Origin of the sequence: Amycolatopsis sp. NPDC052450 (assembly GCF_044547565.1) — a bacterium.
GTDB lineage: Bacteria > Actinomycetota > Actinomycetes > Mycobacteriales > Pseudonocardiaceae > Amycolatopsis.
The window spans coordinates 94476-109003 of record NZ_JBIUAQ010000008.1; the positions used below are offsets into that span (position 1 = coordinate 94476).

At 69.1% G+C, this 14528-nt stretch carries 17 protein-coding genes; 13 read left to right on the top strand and 4 right to left on the bottom strand.

The features are described 5' to 3' along the window. Window positions 1-48 precede the first annotated feature (48 nt). The 5 genes from ACIHAO_RS16005 to ACIHAO_RS16025 all read left to right on the top strand — a co-directional run bounded on the left by ACIHAO_RS16005 (window position 49) and on the right by ACIHAO_RS16025 (window position 3712). A complete protein-coding gene (locus tag ACIHAO_RS16005; RefSeq protein ID WP_396558406.1) occupies window positions 49-555 on the top strand; it encodes a hypothetical protein in 507 nt (168 codons plus the stop codon). Continuing rightward, entirely contained in the window at window positions 495-1115 is a 621-nt protein-coding gene (locus ACIHAO_RS16010; protein WP_396558408.1) for a hypothetical protein, read from the top strand. The genes ACIHAO_RS16005 and ACIHAO_RS16010 overlap by 61 nt, the downstream gene beginning before the upstream one ends. A gap of 76 nt (window positions 1116-1191) precedes the next feature. Next, entirely contained in the window at window positions 1192-2232 is a 1041-nt protein-coding gene (locus ACIHAO_RS16015; protein ID WP_396558410.1) for a WD40/YVTN/BNR-like repeat-containing protein, read from the top strand. A 203-nt stretch (window positions 2233-2435) separates the two neighbouring features. Then, window positions 2436-2777, top strand: coding sequence for a helix-turn-helix transcriptional regulator (locus ACIHAO_RS16020; RefSeq protein WP_125787707.1), 342 nt, complete (start codon window positions 2436-2438; stop codon window positions 2775-2777). Window positions 2778-2848: 71 nt separating this feature from the next. Continuing rightward, complete coding sequence (locus ACIHAO_RS16025; RefSeq protein ID WP_396558412.1) at window positions 2849-3712, top strand: TIGR03620 family F420-dependent LLM class oxidoreductase; 864 nt, start codon at window positions 2849-2851, stop codon at window positions 3710-3712. Here the strand turns inward: ACIHAO_RS16025 and ACIHAO_RS16030 are convergent. The 3 genes from ACIHAO_RS16030 to ACIHAO_RS16040 form a co-directional block, all read right to left on the bottom strand. Then, a complete protein-coding gene (locus tag ACIHAO_RS16030; protein ID WP_396558415.1) occupies window positions 3709-4407 on the bottom strand; it encodes an SDR family oxidoreductase in 699 nt (232 codons plus the stop codon). The genes ACIHAO_RS16025 and ACIHAO_RS16030 overlap by 4 nt on opposite strands. 159 nt (window positions 4408-4566) lie before the next feature. Beyond that, window positions 4567-5016: an SRPBCC family protein gene (locus ACIHAO_RS16035; RefSeq protein ID WP_396558417.1), complete on the bottom strand. Its 450-nt coding sequence runs from the start codon at window positions 5014-5016 to the stop codon at window positions 4567-4569. Window positions 5017-5053: 37 nt separating this feature from the next. Next, entirely contained in the window at window positions 5054-5992 is a 939-nt protein-coding gene (locus tag ACIHAO_RS16040; protein WP_396558419.1) for an NADP-dependent oxidoreductase, read from the bottom strand. A gap of 103 nt (window positions 5993-6095) precedes the next feature. On the opposite strand from ACIHAO_RS16040, the gene ACIHAO_RS16045 reads away from it, so the two are divergent. From ACIHAO_RS16045 to ACIHAO_RS16075, 7 genes are all read left to right on the top strand, one after another. Continuing rightward, window positions 6096-6527 (top strand): winged helix-turn-helix transcriptional regulator, encoded by a 432-nt coding sequence (locus tag ACIHAO_RS16045; protein WP_396558421.1) that lies wholly within the window; start codon window positions 6096-6098, stop codon window positions 6525-6527. A 9-nt stretch (window positions 6528-6536) separates the two neighbouring features. Next, window positions 6537-7517, top strand: a complete 981-nt coding sequence (locus ACIHAO_RS16050; RefSeq protein ID WP_396558423.1) for a helix-turn-helix transcriptional regulator — start codon at window positions 6537-6539, stop codon at window positions 7515-7517. Continuing rightward, the gene (locus tag ACIHAO_RS16055) at window positions 7514-8491 is read left to right on the top strand and encodes a helix-turn-helix transcriptional regulator (protein ID WP_396558425.1); all 978 of its coding nucleotides are present in this window, start codon (window positions 7514-7516) and stop codon (window positions 8489-8491) included. Before ACIHAO_RS16050 ends, ACIHAO_RS16055 begins: the two co-directional genes overlap by 4 nt. Window positions 8492-8500: 9 nt before the next feature. Beyond that, window positions 8501-8710 carry a bacteriophage holin gene (locus ACIHAO_RS16060; RefSeq protein WP_125787713.1) on the top strand — a complete coding sequence of 70 codons (210 nt, stop codon included), beginning with the start codon at window positions 8501-8503 and terminating at the stop codon, window positions 8708-8710. Between the two features lie 38 nt (window positions 8711-8748). Further along, window positions 8749-9081: a Sec-independent protein translocase subunit TatA gene (gene tatA / locus ACIHAO_RS16065; protein ID WP_396558427.1), complete on the top strand. Its 333-nt coding sequence runs from the start codon at window positions 8749-8751 to the stop codon at window positions 9079-9081. A gap of 112 nt (window positions 9082-9193) precedes the next feature. Next, entirely contained in the window at window positions 9194-10165 is a 972-nt protein-coding gene (gene tatC, locus ACIHAO_RS16070) for a twin-arginine translocase subunit TatC (protein WP_396558429.1), read from the top strand. Between the two features lie 7 nt (window positions 10166-10172). Next, window positions 10173-11048, top strand: a complete 876-nt coding sequence (locus ACIHAO_RS16075) for a diacylglycerol/lipid kinase family protein (RefSeq protein WP_396558431.1) — start codon at window positions 10173-10175, stop codon at window positions 11046-11048. Here ACIHAO_RS16075 and ACIHAO_RS16080 read toward each other — a convergent pair. Further along, on the bottom strand, window positions 11032-11619 hold the full coding sequence (locus ACIHAO_RS16080; RefSeq protein WP_396558433.1) for a hypothetical protein: 588 nt from the start codon (window positions 11617-11619) through the stop codon (window positions 11032-11034). The genes ACIHAO_RS16075 and ACIHAO_RS16080 overlap by 17 nt on opposite strands. A 112-nt stretch (window positions 11620-11731) precedes the next feature. Between ACIHAO_RS16080 and ACIHAO_RS16085 the strand changes: the two genes are divergently transcribed. After that, complete coding sequence (locus tag ACIHAO_RS16085) at window positions 11732-14509, top strand: DEAD/DEAH box helicase (RefSeq protein WP_396558435.1); 2778 nt, start codon at window positions 11732-11734, stop codon at window positions 14507-14509. Window positions 14510-14528: the final 19 nt, after the last annotated feature.

Here is a 14528-nt window from a genome sequence, read left to right on the forward strand (position 1 = left end):
CATCGACGACATGGGTGACCCCGCGAAATTGAGGCGGGTAGCGGCCGAGTGGTCGGATCGGATCGGATCGGTAACGGCATCGGCGAGATCGCGGGTTCGGTATCCCTGGACAAGCTCAAGACGAACATCGAATGGGCCGGTAAGGCGGCCGAGACGTACAAGGCCACCGTGCCCGCCCAGGTGGCGGGGCTGAACTCGCTCAAGGACCTGGGACTTCAGATCCGGAACTCGCTCGTCAACCTCGCCAACGGTTTGGACAGCTTCTGGACCCAGATCATCGGTACCTTCGCCGGTTTGCTCATCGCCATCGTGGCGGCCATCCTCAGCGCGATCAGCGTTGTCGGAATCCCGGCCGCGATCGCCATCCTGGTCGGCACGATCGGGGCCGGGATCGCATCGATCTTCACCACCATCAGTGCCGTGGATTCGCTCACCAACAGCATCGCCGTGGAGCAGGCCGCGATTCTGGACAAGGTCAACTCTCTCGGGTCCGCGTGGCCGAGGACCAACACGGAATCGATGTCGCATTCTTCGGACTGGAAGCGGAATTCGTGACATATCCGACTGTGTGGCCGACAGAGGCGTATCGCTGGCTCCCGCCTGGCATGATCGGCAGAATACGCGAAATCGCTACCAGTCTGGGTGCGGGTACGGCCGTCATCGGTGTCGCGATCGCCATCGTGTTGCCGATAGAAGGATACAATCTCCATCCTTCCTACAATTATTTGACCAGTCGAATGACCGTCACCATGGGTGTCCTTGTGGCCGCGTGTCTGATCGGTTCAGGGATCGCAATGCTGACCTCTCGTTTGCACGTCGCTACTGGCTACGTCAGAGTGAAAAGCGCGATCCTCGTACGCGGAGTCGAGGCTGGTACCTTTGCCGGCGCGCTCTTCGGGACAAGTATCTTCTTGGTTTTTCATCTGAGCGAGATCGGCAGTTCCGGTCAATACGACCCGCAAGACCGAATCGAGGTGACGCCCGGCATCGTGATGTACACGCTCCTGCCGGTTCTCGCTCTGATCCTCACGATCGTCAACGCCGTCGTCGCTCACCGGTTGCTGTTCCCGACGGCCGAGAAGGTGCGGAAGCATCTTGAGCGGGAGTCCGGCTGACTCGGGTCTCGCCAGGTCGCCGTCGAGCAGACTAGGGTTGCCCGCGCGGTTCTTCGACCGAGGGAGAGGTGCGCTGATGCGCCGTGCGTTGCTGGTCCTGCTGGGAGCGGTCGTCCCGTTGGCGTTCACCGGGGTCGCGCAAGCCGCGCCGGAATGTCCCGAGCCGAGGTGGACGGAGACTCCGACGGGTACGGACGCGCAGTTGCGCGGACTCGCCGCGGTGGACTCGCGTACGGCGTGGGTCAGCGGGAGCGGGGGCACCATCCTGCGCACCACCGACCGCGGTCGCACCTGGAAGCCGGTCGCACCGGCGGGCACCGAGGCGCTCGACTTCCGTGACATCGAGGCGTTCGACGCCGATCACGCCGTCGCCCTGTCCATCGGACCCGGTGACGCGTCCCGGATCTATCGCACCGACGACGGCGGCAGGAGCTGGCGACTGTCCTTTCAGAACAGTGACCCGGCCGCCTTCTACGACTGCGTCGCCTTCTTCGACCATCGGCGCGGCCTCGCGATGAGCGATCCGGTGGACGGCAAGTTCCGGTTGCAGTCCACTTCGGACGGAGGGCGGACCTGGCAGCCCGTGTCTTCCGAGGGGATGGTCCCCGCGCTGGACGGCGAGTTCGGGTTCGCCGCCAGCGGCCAGTGCCTCACCACCGCGGGCCCGCGTGACGCCTGGATCGCGACCGGCGGTGGCGCCCGCGCGCGGGTCCTGCACTCCGGCGACGGCGGGAAGACCTGGGAGGCCGCGGACACCCCGTTGCCCAGTGGCGCCTCCGCCGGGGTCTTTTCGGTGACGTTCCGGGACCCACGGCACGGCGTGGCGATCGGTGGCGACTACGCGGCGCCGAACGAGCCGGGTCCGGCGGTCGCGCTGAGTGCGGACAGGGGACGCACCTGGCGGACGCCGTCCGAGGCGCCGGTCGGCTACCGCTCCGGGCTGGCCTGGCTGGGGAACACGGTCATCGCAGTCGGCCCCGGCGGGAGCGATCTGAGCCCGGACGGCGGGCGGCACTGGAAGTCGTTCGACACCGGATCGCTGGACTCGGTCGACTGCGCGCGCGGCGCGTGCTGGGCGAGCGGGGCGAAAGGCAGGGCCGCCCGGCTTGGGTCGTGAGTGGCGCTCCGGGTTAGAGGTACCTGCTGGATTCTGACTTGGGCTGATCCCGGGCTCGCGGTCCGTGAAGGACTCCTTGAGGGACCCAAAGTCCCTCAAGGAGTCCTTCACGGGCTTGGCGCACACGCTTCTAGCCCCAGTGGCCCCACCAGCCACGACGAAGGCGCCTTCACGACCGCCTGTACCGATAAGCTCGAAGGATCATGACCGCACAAGCCGAACCCGTTCCGGAGACGACCGAGCACCTCGTCGAGGTGTTGAAGGCGCTCGCCAACCCGATCCGCCTCCAGGTGCTCGGGTGGCTGCGCGAACCGGACCGGCATTTCCCGCCGGAGAACGCGATCGCCGACCAGAACGAGGTCGGCGTCTGCGTCAGTCATCTCCAGGCGAAGCTGGGGCTCGCGCAATCCACCGTGTCGGCGTACATGGCGTTGCTGCAGCGCGCCGGGCTCGTCCGGTCCACCCGCGTGGGGAAGTGGACGCACTACCGCCGTGACGAACAGCGGATCGCGCAGCTCGTCGACCTGCTGGGACGCTCCATCTGAGCTCTGCCGAGTACAACATATCGAACATCTGCGATACTTCGATATGTTGTACTCGACTTGAGGAGAGACAGATGGAACTGGGGCGTTTCGGGATTTGGACGTTCGACTTCGAAGACCAGCCCGCGAGCATGCTGCGGGATTCGGTGCGGGAACTGGAAGAACTCGGCTGGCCGTCGATCTGGATCCCGGAACGGGACGGGCGGGAAGCCCTGACCCACGCCGGATTCCTGCTCGCGTCCACCGAACGCATGGCCGTGGTCAACGGCATCGCGCGTATCGGCTCCCGCGGTGCGCGCTGGACCCGCGGCGCCGCGCTCCTGCTGGCCGACGCGTATCCGGACCGGCACGTCCTGGGGCTCGGCTTCGGTGGCGCGCGTCCCGGCGTCAAGCCGCTGGAGGCCATGAACGGCTACCTCGACGAACTCGACACGGTCACGAGCGCCAACCCGCTGCCCGCCGTGCCGATCCGGCGCCTGCTGGCCGCGTACGGGCCGAAGATGCTCGAACTGGCCCGGGACCGGTCCGAGGGCGCGCACACCTATCACGTGCCGGTGTCGCATACCGCCAAGGCGAGGGAAGTGCTGGGGGAGAAGGCCTTCCTCGGCGTCGAGCACGCCGTGCTGTTCGAAACCGACCCGGGCAAGGCGCGCGGGATCGCTCGCGAGCACCTGCACGGTTACCTGACGTCCGAGTACAACGTCGCCAAGTTCCTCCGTCTCGGCTATACGGAAGCAGACCTCGACGGTGGCCGCGGCAGCGACCGGCTCGTCGACGATCTCGTGTTCTGGGGCGACCTCGACACCGTCACCGCGAAACTGCGCGGCCATCTCGACGCGGGCGCCGACCACGTCGGGATCCAGGTCATCGGCGTCGAACCCGGCGAGTCGGCCATGCCGCACTGGCGACGGCTGGCCGAGTCGCTGCTGCCGGGCTAGCGGACCTGCCCGGTCGGGCGGACCACGATTTCGTTGACGTCGACCGAGGGCGGTTGCTCCAGCGCGTAGAGCACCGCCCTCGCGATGTCGTCGGGTTCCAGTTTCGGCTTGGACTTCGAGTCCTCGGGGATCATCGAGGTGTCCACCAAGCCCGGCTGCACGACGGTGACCCGGACGCCGGTGCCGACGGCCTCCTCGCGGATCGACCCGGCGAGCCCGGTCACCGCCCATTTCGTCGCCGAGTAGAGGTTCCCCGGCCGGTGGTAGCGCCCGGCGACCGAACCGGTGAGCACGAGGTGCCCCTTCGATTCCGCCAGCGACGGCAGGGTCGCCCGTGCGGTGAGGGCGGTGCCGTAGACGTTCGTCAGCACCATGTCCCGCCACTGCTCGGGGTCCGCGCCGCCGTCACCGAAGAACGAGACGACGACGCTTTGCCCCGCGTTGGCGAACACCGCGTCCAGCCCGCCGAAGGTGGACTTCACCGTCTCGACCGCGGCGGACAGCGAACCCCAGTCGGTGACGTCGACCGCGAGCGCGAGGGCGCGATCCTCGCCGAACTCGGCGACGAGGGGGAGCAGCGCCTCGCGGTCGCGGGCGAGCAACGCCAGCCGGAACCCGGCCGCGGCCGCGCGGCGTGCGGTGGCCTCGCCGAGACCGCGGGAGGCGCCGGTGATCAGCAGTATTCGATCGTTCATGCCTCCAAACTAGTGTCGCGTGACCCTGCTTGCCTTACGCCGCTGCGGCCCACGCGGCCCCTGACTGCGTCGGAGAAAAGCCCAAGTACATCCAGTACGAGCTGCTTTTCTCCGACTTGCCAGGAACCACGTGGGCCGCAGCGCCGCAAGGCAGCAGGATCACGCGACACTAGGCGGCGTGTACGTCTCCCATTCGGGCACCGGTTCGCCGGTGAGGGAAGCGCCTAGCCGGTCGAGATAGAAGTGCCAGCCCTTGGCGATGTCCGAGGTGTCCCAATCCGGCTTGGGCATCCGGTGCACGAAGTCGAGCACCGTTCCGTCGCCGCGCGGTGTCAGCGTCAACTCCACCCGCCAGGTCGGCTCTTCGGTGTTGTGCAGATCCATGGCCAGCCGTTTGGGCGGATCGCATTCACGGATGACGGCGGGCGACGGTTCGGAGCCCTCCTCCGCGGTCATCAGCAGCATGATCGTGTTGCCGACCCCTGTTTCGCCCGTCCACGTGCCGATCCAGCGGGCCGTGCGCTCGGATTCGGTGAGCGCCGACCAGACGTCTTCGATCGGGTCCGGGTACTCGCGCCGGAGTTCGAGCCGGGTTTCGTTCTCGTCCATGATGCGAAGATAACCGTAGGCTTAATTAAGCGTCAACTTATTCGTTCGTCAGCACCAGCCGCCCGCGAAGCCCGCCCGTGGCAAGGCGCTCGTGCGCCTTCGCCGCCTCGTCCAAGGGCGACGTGTCCGCGACCCGCAGAGCGAGCGTCCCTTCGTCGACGAGGGCCGCCAGATCGGCCAACGCGGCGCCGTCCGCGCGGATCCAGACGTGCTCGACCCTGATGCCGCGCAAGGGAATCGGGGCCGCTCCGGCCGCGAACACCACGAACCGCCCTCGGTTCGCGACTGCGTCCAAGGCTTCGAGTCCGAGCAACGCGGTGTCGAGTGCCGCATCCACACCGCCGGGGATCACCGCGCGCACGCGATCGGCCAGGAAGTCGCCGCGAGGCACGAAAACCTCCGCGCCGAACCCTCGGACCAGCGCCTCGTCGGCGGAACCGGCGACCGCCACCACGCGGAAACCGCGGGCCTTGGCCAAGGTGACCGCGTAGCCGCCGACGGCACCCGCCGCACCGGTCACCAGGACCGTCGCATCCGGTGGCAGGTCGAGCAGATCGAGGGCCTGGACCGCGGTGAGCCCGTTCAACGGCAGAGTCGCGGCCTCCGCGAGAGACGCCGTCCGCGGGGCGGCGGCGACCGCGTCCGCGTCGAGCACGACGAACTCGGCGTGCGTGCCGAGCGCCGTCGACGGCCGGTCCCGCAGGCCGATCACGGCGTCGCCCGTGGCGAACCCGGTGACACCGTCGCCCACCGCGTCGACCGTCCCGGCGACATCCCAGCCGATCCCGATCACCTCACGCGGCGGGATGATCCCCGCCTCGGTCAGAAAACCCGAGCGGGTCGCGGCGTCGACCGGGTTGACCCCGGCCGCGGCCACCTGCACCCGTATCCGGCCGGTTCCCGGTACGGGCACCGGGATCTCGGTGAACTCAAGGACTTCCGGACCGCCGAACCGGCGGACCACCACTGCACGCATCGTTCTCCTCCAAGGGATCGTTCCCCGCGAACGTATGGGGAGTTACTCTCCATCGGGAAGTACGCACCTCGAGGTGCCCAACCCACGCGGAGGTACGCGCACCGTGGTCACGCGCACGGCACAAGAGCGGCGGAACGAGGAGAAACGGGCCTACGACGCCTATCTCGCGGCCTGCCCTGCCCGGAAGCTGCTCGACGAGGTGTCGGGTAAGTGGGTGAGCCTCATCCTCGTCGCCCTCGGAGACGGGCCCCAGCGCTACAGCGACCTCTCCCGCAGGATCGCCGGCGTCAGCCAGAAGATGCTCACGCAGACCCTGCGGACCTTGGAACGGGACGGCCTGCTGACCCGCACGGTCACCGCTTGCGTGCCGGTGCGCGTGGACTACGAACTGACCGAACTCGGCCGGAGCCTCCGGCAACTGCTGGCCGGGATCAAGGACTGGGCCGAGACGCGCTTCGACGAGGTCGAGACGGCCAGGGATCGTTACGACGCGCGATCGGCGGCTGTCACCATCGGGTCGGACGGCGCGGGCTAGGGTAGCCGGGTGTCCACCGCTCGCGCCGAACGTCTGGTCAACCTGGTTCTGGCCCTCCTGTCCACTCGGCAGTACCTCACCGCCGAGCGGATCCGGGGCATCGTGCCCGGGTACGCCGACGCGGCCAGCGACGAGGCGTACTTCCGGATGTTCGAGCGCGACAAGACCGAACTGCGTGAACTCGGCATCCCGCTGGAGACCGGCCGTAACTCCGCGTTCGACGCGATCGACGGCTACCGCATCGCGCGGCGCGACTACGAACTCGGCGAAATCGACCTCGCGCCCGACGAGGCGACCGCGGTCGGCCTCGCCGTCCGGCTCTGGGATTCCCCGGAATTGACCGGTGAGGCCCAAGGCGCGCTGGTGAAGCTCCGCGCGGCGGGCGTCGAGGTCGACGATCACGCCCCGACGGTCGTCGAGCCCCGCGTCCGAGCCGAACCGGCGTTCGGCCCGTTGCTCGCCGCCGTCCAGGCCGGGCAGGCGGTGCGTTTCGAGTACCGCCGCAGCGGTTCGGCCGAACGCAAGATCCGCACCCTCGAACCGTGGGGCGTGGTGTCGTGGCGGGGCCGGTGGTACGTCGTCGGGCACGACAGGGATCGCGGCGCATCCCGCTGCTTCCGGCTATCGCGCGTGACAGGGAAGGTCGATGCTTTCGGACCGCCCGGCGTCGTCGAGCGCCCGGAAGGGGTCAACCTGCTGCGGATGGTCTCCGCCAGCAGCAGTGAGGACCCGTCCGCCGTGACCACGGCCAGCGTCTGGGTCGCCGACGGCAGGGCCGCCGGGGTCCGCCGCCGCGGCCGGGTGGTCGGCCGCAGCGACGCCGGGGGAGAAGAAGGCGACCTCGTGGAGATCGAGCTGTACTACCCCGAATCCGCCGCCGACTGGCTCACCGCCCACGGCCCGGACGTCCTCGTTCTCGAACCCGAGGTGCTCGCGAAGTCCGTCTTCAGCCGCCTCGAGGCCATCGCGCACGCCGGTGGTGCCCGATGAGCGCCACCGGACGGATGCCGCGGCTGCTCGCGCTCGTGCCGTATCTGCTCGCCAGGCCAGGGATCAAGATCGACGATGCCGCCCACGACTTCGACGTCACGCCCAAGCAGCTCCGCAAGGACCTCGAACTGCTGTGGATGTGCGGGCTGCCCGGTTACGGCCCCGGCGACCTGATCGACCTCTCCTTCGAGGGCGACACGATCGTCGTCACGCACGACGCAGGCATGAACCGCCCGCTGCGGCTCACCGGCGGCGAGGCGACGGCCATGCTCGTCGCGCTGCGGGCACTCGCCGAGACGCCCGGCGTGGTCGACGCCGACGCGGTCCGCCGCGCCATCGCGAAGATCGAGGCCGCGGCAGGCCAGGCCCAACCGTCGGGGATCGTCGTCGGCGGGGGAGTGCGGGAAGGCAAGAAGACCGCCGGCACCCGCGAAGCCGTCCGGGCCGCTCTCACCGCGAAGCGCGCGTTGCGGATCCGGTACTACACGGCGTCGAAGGACGAGATCACCGAACGCACCGTCGATCCGATGCGGTTGCTCATCGTCCAGGCGGTCGGCTACCTCGAAGCGTGGTGCCGCCGAGCCGAAGACGTCCGGCTGTTCCGGCTCGACCGTATCGACGAGCTCACCGTGCTCGACGAACCCGCCGTCCCGCCGGCACACGCGCGGCCCACTGACCTTTCCGATGGTGTTTTTCGGCCGCGTCCCGATCAGCAGGAAGCTGTCCTCATCCTCGACCCCGACGCACGCTGGGTAGCCGAGTACTACCCCTGCGACGAGCTCGACGAGCTCGACGGCGGACGCCTGCGGATCCGGATGCGCTACGCCGACGAGTCCTGGATGGTCCGGCTGATCCTCGGCTTGGGCGGAGACGCGCACGTCGAAAGCCCTGCCGCGCTCGGTGAGGCAGTTCGTCGACGCGCGGCCGACGCGCTGGCCCGGGCTCGTCACCTAACGTCAACCTACGAGCAGTAGGGTGACGCCGTGTCGTACCTGCCGAGCATCGCGCTCGCCGTCGCCGGGCTGCTCCTGCTCTTTGTTCTGCTCATCAAATTACGCAGAGTCTTGCGCGTGCTCACCCATACGATGAGCATGGTGGCTACGAACACCCGAAAACGGACAGGGCTCCTTCGCGCCCGGTCGGCCGCGCTCCGCGTGGCGATCGCGGAACGACGTGGGCTCGAAGACCGGTAACATCACACCTGAGAGACTCGAGAAGGAGGCCGCAAACGATGAACGCGCTGCAGCCGTGGCACATCATCATCCTGGTGCTCGTCGTTGTCCTGCTGTTCGGCGCCAAGAGGCTTCCGGACGCCGCGCGGTCCATCGGCAAGTCCATGAAGATCTTCAAGGCCGAGACCAAGGACATGGCCGGGGACAAGGACAAGGCCGCCGAGACCGAAGAGGTCGAGACCAAGCAGCTGCCGCAGGCCACCACGCCCGCGCCCGCCGCGAACCCGGCGGACAAGCAGGTCGCCGACCTCCAGCGTCAGCTCGACGAGCTCAAGAAGCAGCAGGCCGCCACGCCCGCTCCGGCCGAGCAGGCGCAGAAGAACGCCAGCTGAGCCGAGGTTTCGGTAAGCCAGCTTCCAGCCAGCCCAGCGGAGCCTGTTCGCGGATGAGCGCGCCGAAGTCGCGGCGCGCTCATGGTGGACCCTGACGAGAACGGACTGTCCAGTGGCGGATTCCGCCTCCGGTGAGGAGCGCCGCGGCACGAAGCGGCGCAAGCGCAGCCGTCGGAGCAACCCCGACGGCACGATGACGCTCATCGAGCACATCTACGAGTTCCGGCGCCGTCTGGGCTTCGCGCTGCTCGCCATCCTGGCGGGCGGGATCATCGGTTTCCTCTGGTTCCAGACCAGGGTGGGCCCGATCCCGTCGCTCGGCGACATCATGACCGGCCCGTATTGCGGCATCCCTTGGGAGCGCAGGCTTGGAGCCAAGCCGGACGGCCCTTGTCAGCTACTCCAGACGGTCCCGTTCGAAGCCTTCATGATTCAGCTGAAGGTCGGTATAGCCGCGGGCGCGGTGCTGCTGGCGCCGCTGTGGCTCTACCAGATCTGGGCGTTCATCGCGCCCGGCCTCTACTCGAAGGAGCGCAAGTACGCGCTCACCTTCGTCTTCTTCGCGTCGATCCTCTTCGCCACCGGCGCCGTTCTCGCGTACCTGCTCATCCCGCACGCTCTCGAGCTGCTGATGAACTTCGGTGGCGACCAGTTCATCACCGCCCTTACCGGTGACAAGTACATCTCGTTCATCCTGTCGCTGCTGCTGATCTTCGGCGTCAGCTTCGAGCTGCCGCTGTTCGTGGTGATGCTGAACCGTGTGGGCGTCCTGAAGTACCAGATGCTGAAGAAGTGGCGTCGCGGCCTGATCATGGTCGTGTTCGTCTTCGCCGCCTTCGCGACGCCCGGCTCGGACCCGTTCTCGATGATCGCACTGGCGGGTGCGCTGGTGGTGCTGCTGGAGATGTCGATCCAGATCGCGCGTTTCCACGACCGCAAGCTCGACAAGGAACGCGGCACCGAGGGCTGGGACCAGCTCGACGACGACGAGGCCGCGCCGTTCGACTACACGCCGAGCAAGATCGACGAGGAGCCGTCGGCCGCCACGAACGGCAAGCGCACCAGCACCGACGACGTCACCTGAGCCGGGGATGCACGCGGCACTGGCCGTCCACCCCGCCTCCGGTAACGGGGCCGCGGGACGGCTGATGGAGTCGGTCGCGGCGCGGCTGCGGCCCGTCGTGGACCGGCTCGACGTCCTCGTCGCCGACACGGTCGGGGAATCCCGCGCGCTGATGACCGACTCGCGCGCGGCCGGGCTGGACGTCCTCGTCGTACTCGGCGGCGACGGCGCGGCGCATCAGGGCGTGCAGTTCTGTGCCGAATCCGGCGTCGCCCTCGGGCTCGTGCCCGCGGGCACCGGCAACGACTTCGCCAGGGCACTCGAGATCCCCGAGCGACCACATGCCGCCGCGGATCTTGCCGCCAGGCGGATCGCGGAGGGGAAACGACGGAGGATCGACCTCGGCCGGGCCGGCGGCGAATGGTTCGCCACGGTCCTGTGCTCCGGCTTCGACGCGCTGGTCACCGAACGCGCCAACCGGCTGACCTGGCCTCGCGGCCCGCGCCGCTACGACGTCGCGATCCTGGCCGAACTCGCCGCGTTCCGGCCCCGCCCGGTCGTGCTCCGCACCGACGTCGAGACGATCGAACTCGACGCCACCATGATCGCCGTCGGCAACACCCCGTACTACGGCGGCGGCATGCCGATCTGTCCCGGCGCGGACCCCGAAGACGGCCTGTTCGACGTCACGGTCGTCGGGAACGCGACCAGGCGCGACCTGATCCGCATGCTGCCCGGCGTCCGCTCCGGGCAGCACCTGGCGCATCCGGCGGTGCGGACCCTCAAGGCCGGACAGATCCACCTGGCCGGCAGCGATCTGCCCGTCTACGCCGACGGCGAGCCGCTCGGACGACCGCCGATCGACATCACCTGCGTCCCCGGTGCGCTCACCGTCCTCGGATGAGTCCCGCGTAGTCACCCGCGCGCCACACCTGTCCGCGGAACGCCGCGGCCGACATCAGTTCGCCACGCGGGAAGAACACGCCGCCACAGCGATGGCAGAACCACGCCTGCCGCCAGTACGCGAGCGCGTCCGGGATCCCTCGCCGGATCCGCGCGTTGCGCCGCAGCCTGAGCACGAACAGCACGGCGAACAGCGCGACGAGCGCGAAGGCCCCGAACGGGAAGATCCAGGCGCCGATCGCCGCACCGACGCGGCCGCCCGCGGTCGGAGCGGGATTCTCGGCGAGCACGTCGGTGGCGAACGCGACGAACACGAACGCGGGGATCAGCATCACCAGCGCGAGCGTCAGGAAGCATCCGCCGCCGCGGAGCACCGGGTACGGGTTGAGCGACGCCGCGGTCGCGGTCACCGACACGCCGGTGTGCGTCGTCGCGGTGTAGACCACGCCGTCGCCCGCCGGGATGGCCGTCATGCCGCCTTGCACCCGGTAGGTGGTCTGGCCGCTCTGGAACACCGCCGGCACACTCTGCACCTGGTCGACCTGCGCGCACTGCGGGCAAGCGATCTCCATGGCGTCCCCTCTCGATCTCGGATCCGGCCCTTGGATGCCACAGGCGCCGCCGCCGTTCCCGAGATCGTCACACCGAGTGCGAACTGTCGGTGGGGTATGGAACCCTGACGAAGTGGTCAATAGCCCTCCTCAGACCCCGGCCGAGGCATACGCCGCCTCCCAGCGCCGCGGCCGGTACCCCCAGCTGACCCGCTTCGCGGCGGAATCGTCGTTCGAATTCGACGACTTCCAGGTCCGCGGCTGCGAGGCGCTCGAAGACGGGCACGGCGTGCTCGTCTGCGCGCCCACCGGCGCCGGGAAGACCGTGGTCGGCGAGTTCGCGGTGCACCTCGCCCTCGCCGAGGGCCGCAAATGCTTCTACACGACACCCATCAAGGCGTTGTCGAACCAGAAGTACGCCGACCTCGTCGCCCGCCACGGCGCCGACGCCGTCGGCCTGCTGACCGGTGACACCTCGATCAACGGCAACGCGCAGGTCGTGGTCATGACCACCGAGGTCCTGCGCAACATGCTCTACGCCGGGTCCTCGACCATCGGCGAACTCGCGTACGTGGTGATGGACGAGGTCCATTACCTCGCCGACCGGTTCCGCGGCGCCGTCTGGGAAGAGGTCATCCTCCACCTGCCGGAGCACGTCCGCGTCGTCGGCCTGTCGGCCACGGTGAGCAACGCCGAGGAATTCGGTGAATGGCTCGTCGAGGTCCGCGGTGACACGTCCGTCGTCGTCGACGAGCACCGGCCCGTGCCGCTGTGGCAGCACATGCTGGTCGGCAACCGGCTGCTGGATCTGTTCGCAGGCCAGGAGGAAAACGCGCCGGGCGCGGAACTGCGGATCAACCCCAGCCTGCTTCGCCGCACCGAGGAGATCGGCGGCCGGTTCGCCCCGGCCGGATTGCGCGGACCGAGAGGGCGGCGAGGCGCGCCGTCGCGGATGCCGAGGTACCGGCCGCCGTCCCGCACCGACACGGTCGAGCGGCTGGACAACGCCGGCCTGCTGCCCGCCATCGTGTTCATCTTCTCTCGCGCCGGCTGCGACGCCGCCGTCGGCCAGTGCGTCCGGTCGGGCCTGCGGCTCAACGGTCCCGAAGAGGTCGAGAAGGTCCGCCGCATCGTCGCCGAGCGCACCAAGGACCTGCCCGAAGGCGACCTTGGCGTCCTCGGGTTCTGGGAATGGCGTGAGGCCCTCGAACGCGGTATCGCCGGGCACCACGCCGGGCTGCTCCCGGCGTTCAAGGAGACCGTCGAGGAGCTGTTCGTCCAGGGCCTCGTGAAGGTCGTCTTCGCCACCGAGACGCTGGCGCTCGGCATCAACATGCCCGCGCGCACCGTGGTGCTGGAACGGCTCGTGAAGTACAACGGCGAGGCGCACGTCGACCTGACGCCGGGGGAGTACACGCAGCTCACCGGGCGAGCGGGGCGGCGCGGCATCGACGTCGAAGGCCACGCCGTCGTCGCCTGGCAGCCGGGGATCGACCCGAAGCAGGTCGGCGGGCTGGCCTCGACCAGGACGTACCCGCTGCGGTCGTCCTTCCGGCCCGGCTACAACATGGCGGTGAACCTGGTCGCCCAGGTCGGCGCCGAGGCGGCTCGTGACCTGCTGGAACAGTCGTTCGCGCAGTTCCAGGCCGACCGGTCGGTGGTCGGGACGGCGCGGCGGATCGAGCGGAACAAGGAGGCCCTGCGGGGCTACACCTCCGCCATCACCGGCGATTTCGACGAGATGCTGGAGTACGTCGATCTGCGCGCGAAGATCTCCGCCCGGGAGAAGGCACTCTCGCGGCAGAACACCTCCGCGCGCCGGGCCGGCACCGCCGAGTCGCTGGAGAAGCTCCGCAAGGGCGACGTCATCGCCGTGCCCGCGGGACGCCGCGCGGGGCTCGCCGTCGTCGTCGACCCGGGGCTCGACCCGATCCGCGAAGCGCGGCCCGTCGTGGTCACCGAGGACCGCTGGTCCGGCCCGCTCTCGGTCTCCGACTTCCCGGCGCCGGTGGAGGCGCTGGGGAACATCAAGCTGCCGAAGCACATCGAGCTGCGTTCGCCCAAGACCCGTCGTGACATCGCCGCGAGTCTGCGCAACGCGGGAATCTCCTTGCCCGGCAGGCAAAAACGCCGCGCGGGGGCCAATGAGGACGGTGAGCTGGCCGCGCTGCGGCGTGCGCTGCGCGCGCATCCTTGCCACGGCCTGGCCGAACGCGAGGCGAACCTGCGCTGGGTCGAGCGGTACCAGCGGCTCACCGCCGAGACCGAGCAACTGGAACGCAAGGTCGCCGCGACCACGCATTCGCTCGCGCGCGCCTTCGATCGCATCCTGCGGCTGCTCGGCGAACGCGGCTACCTAGGCCCCGAGTCGAAGGGCGACGGCGAGAACCGCGTCACCGAACACGGCAAGCGGCTCACCCGCCTCTACAGCGAGTCCGACCTGCTCGCCGCCGAATGCATCCGGCACGACGTCTGGAAGGGCCTCACCCCGCCCGAACTCGCCGCGGTCGTCTCGACGCTGGTCTTCGAGGCGCGCCGGGACACCGCGGGGGAGCCTCGCCTGCCCCTGGGCAAGGTGGTCGACGCCTGGCAGGCGACCACGCGCCTGTGGATGGAGCTCACCGAGGACGAGCGGCGCCACAAGCTGGATCGCACCCGCGAACCCGACGCCGGTTTCGCCTGGCCCGTCTACCGGTGGGCCCGCGGCGAGTCGCTGGAGAAGGTCCTCACGGCCGCCGAAGCGAACGGGCAGGAACTGTCCGCGGGCGACTTCGTGCGGTGGTCGCGACAGGTCATCGACCTGCTGGACCAGATCCGCGACGTCCTCGGGAAGGCGGATCCGGTCGGGGCGGCGGCTTCGGACGCGGTGAAGGCTCTGCGGCGCGGAGTCGTGGCGGCCGGCGGCGCGTGACCTGGGCCGGTCCGATGGT